The organism is Kocuria sp., assembly GCF_030536815.1.
Taxonomy (GTDB): domain Bacteria; phylum Actinomycetota; class Actinomycetes; order Actinomycetales; family Micrococcaceae; genus Kocuria; species Kocuria gwangalliensis.
The window spans coordinates 1-2,845 of the sequence record NZ_JAUNPE010000227.1 but is presented as its reverse complement, the minus strand read 5'-3'; the positions used below and the strand labels follow the sequence as shown (position 1 = coordinate 2,845).

3 protein-coding genes are annotated in these 2,845 nt (G+C 67.6%); all 3 read left to right on the top strand.

Annotated elements, in window-relative coordinates:
* On the top strand, positions 1-452 hold a 452-nt coding region (locus tag Q4E95_RS12475), incomplete at its 5' end, for a recombinase family protein (protein WP_303383610.1).
* 19 nt (positions 453-471) lie between these two features.
* A complete protein-coding gene (locus tag Q4E95_RS12470) occupies positions 472-1,914 on the top strand; it encodes a Mu transposase C-terminal domain-containing protein (RefSeq protein WP_303383609.1) in 1,443 nt (480 codons plus the stop codon).
* A complete protein-coding gene (locus Q4E95_RS12465) occupies positions 1,901-2,806 on the top strand; it encodes an AAA family ATPase (protein WP_303383608.1) in 906 nt (301 codons plus the stop codon). The genes Q4E95_RS12470 and Q4E95_RS12465 overlap by 14 nt, the downstream gene beginning before the upstream one ends.
* Positions 2,807-2,845 lie beyond the last annotated feature (39 nt).

Genomic DNA, 2,845 nt, shown 5'->3' with positions numbered 1-2,845 from the left:
AGGGTGATGTGATCGTGGTGCACACCCTGGACCGGCTCGGGCGCACGGTGCGCGACACCTTGAACCTGATCCACGATCTGGCCGAGCGGGGGGTGGGGGTGCGCAACCTGGCGGATCCGATCAAGGTGGACTCCACCAACCCGAATGATCCGATGGCCCAGCTGGCGGTGGTGCTGTTGGCGCTGTTCGGGCAGATGGAACGCACCTACACCCTCGAGCGGGCCGCTCATGCCCGGGCGGTGGCCACGGCCAAGGGCCGGCGGATCGGGCGGCCTACGGTGGTGGATCCGGACAAGCTGGCCTACGCGGAGCATCTGCGCGGCACCGGGCACACCATGGCCGAGATCGTGGCCAAGACCGGGATCACCCGCACCAGCCTCTACCGCCACCTACCACCCCGGCCACCGGAACCGGTGACCGCGACCGGCCCCGGTACCGGTCCCGAGATCTGAACCCACGTAGGTGATCGCGATGGCACAGCTGACCCCGCAGGAAAAGGTGATGCTGTTGCGCCAGCACGAAGACGGTGTTCCCTGGACACGCATCGCGGCGGAGTCCGGCGTGCCCCTACGGACACTCACGCGCTGGTCCGCGAAGTACCGCGCCGCCCCGACCTCCCGTGGTCTGCAACGTCCCCACCGAGCCGACCGCGGGACGAGGCGCATCCCGTCCGAGCTCGTCGAGATGATCGAAGCGCTGGCGCTTGGCTGTCCCGAGCCTACGGCAGCGTTCGTCCATCGCCGCGTGGGCGACATCGCGAACGACCGGGGACTCACCGCGCCGAGCTACTCCAGCGTCCGGGCGATCATCGGCGCCATCGACCCGGGTCTACGCACGCTCGCGCAGGACGGGGATACCGCGTACCGGGACCGGTTCGAACTGGTCCTCCGCCGCACCGCCGCGCGCCCGAACGAGCAGTGGCAGGCCGATCACACGCTCCTGGACGTTGCGGTCCTGGACAAGACCGGCGCCCCGGTGCGGCCCTGGTTGACGGTGCTGCTGGATGACTACTCCCGCGTCACCACCGGCTACACCCTCTTTCTCGGTAGCCCGACAGCCGAGCAGACAGCACTCGCCCTGCACCAAGCCATCAACCCCAAGACAGACCCTGCCTGGCCCGTCTGCGGCCTGCCCGAGGTGCTCTACAGCGATCACGGCTCGGACTTCACCTCCGCGCGCCTCGAGCGGGTCTGCCTGGACACGCACATCCAGCTGATCCACTCCCGGATCGGCGTACCGCAAGGACGCGGGAAGATCGAGAGGTTCTACGGCTCCATCACCACCGAACTCCTGCCGCATCTGCCCGGGCACATCCCGCACGGAACGAACGGAGAGCCCATCACGCCTGCGACGCTCACCCTCGAGCAGCTCGACGCGATCATGGAACAGTTCATCGTCACTGAGTACAACCAGCGCCCGCACTCGGAAACCGGCGAAGCCCCTGCCCACCGCTGGGGCGCATCCGGATTCATCCCCCGCGCGCCGGCGCACCCCGAAGACCTTGACCTTCTCCTGCTGAGCGCGGCTGCGACGCGGAAGGTACAACGCGACGGGATCCAGTTCGCCTCCACCCGGTACGTGTCCCCAGTGCTGGCCGCCTACGTCGGCGAACACGTGAGCGTGCGCTTCAACCCGCGCGACGTCGGCGAAATCCGCGTCTACTTCAACGATGAGTACCTCTGCCGCGCGATCGCTCCCGAGCTCGCCGCCGAATCCATCTCGCTCCACGAGCTACAAGCCGCCCGGTCCCAACGGCGGCGCGACCTCAAGCAACAACTACGGCAACGCCGCAGCCTCGCCGATGCGCTGCCCACCGACACCCGGTACCTCCCGCCGGCACCTGCCAACGAGGAGCCGGTACCCATCGAAGAAGACCCGCCACCACACGGATTGCGCCTCTATGCGACCGAATAACCCCGCACACACCCTCCTGGGCAAAGACGACGACGGTCGCCGATTCCTCACCGGCGAGTTCAGGGAGGTAAACAGCAGTGCCCCGCCAACAGCCGAGCCGCCACCCTTCCAGACCACCCGTGAGCATCGCCGCTTCATCGAGTTCGCCGACGCTGTGCGGACCCACCGCTACATCGGGCTGTGCTGGGGACCGCCCGGGGTGGGCAAGACCCTCTCCGCCCGGCACTACGCCGGCACCGACCAATGGGAGCAATGGCAGTGCGTCTTCACCGACGACCTCGGCCCAGTACCGGAACGCGTGCTCGATGCCCGCACCGCGTTCTTCACCCCCACTGTCGCCGCCACTGCCCGGCAGATCGACCAGGGCCTGCCCCGGGCCTGCCAGCAGATCTCCTTCGCCGTGGACTATGCCGAGCACGGCCTCGTGGACCCCTATGTCCACATCGAGTCCCGCTCCAGCGGCCGCACCGAACTACTCATCATCGACGAGGCCGACCGCCTCAAAGCCACCGGACTCGAGCAGGTCCGCGACTACTTCGACCGCCACCACATGGGCGTCATCCTGATCGGCATGCCCGGAATCGAGAAACGCCTCGCCCGCTATCCTCAGCTCTATAGCCGGATCGGCTTCGCCCACGAGTACCGCCAGCTCACCCCCGACGAACTCACCGCAGTCCTGACCAGACGACTTCCCGCAGCCGCGGACCCAGCAGACGGCGGCGTCGCCCACGCGACCGCCGTCGCGACTATCGTCCGAATCACCGCGGGCAACTTCCGCCTCGTCGACCGACTGCTCACCCAGATCGAACGCGTACAAGCCGTCAACAACCTCGACGAACTCACGCCCGAGATCGTCGAAGCCGCGCGACAGGCCCTCCTCATTGGCCACTAAACGACGCGAGAACCACGCCACTTACCGATGCGACTTACA

Excerpts from the sequence above, each read along its gene's own strand:
- Q4E95_RS12470 (WP_303383609.1), top strand. The coding sequence starts at position 472 with ATGGCACAGCTGACCCCGCAGGAAAAGGTGATGCTGTTGCGCCAGCAC.
- Q4E95_RS12465 (WP_303383608.1), top strand. The coding sequence starts at position 1,901 with ATGCGACCGAATAACCCCGCACACACCCTCCTGGGCAAAGACGACGAC.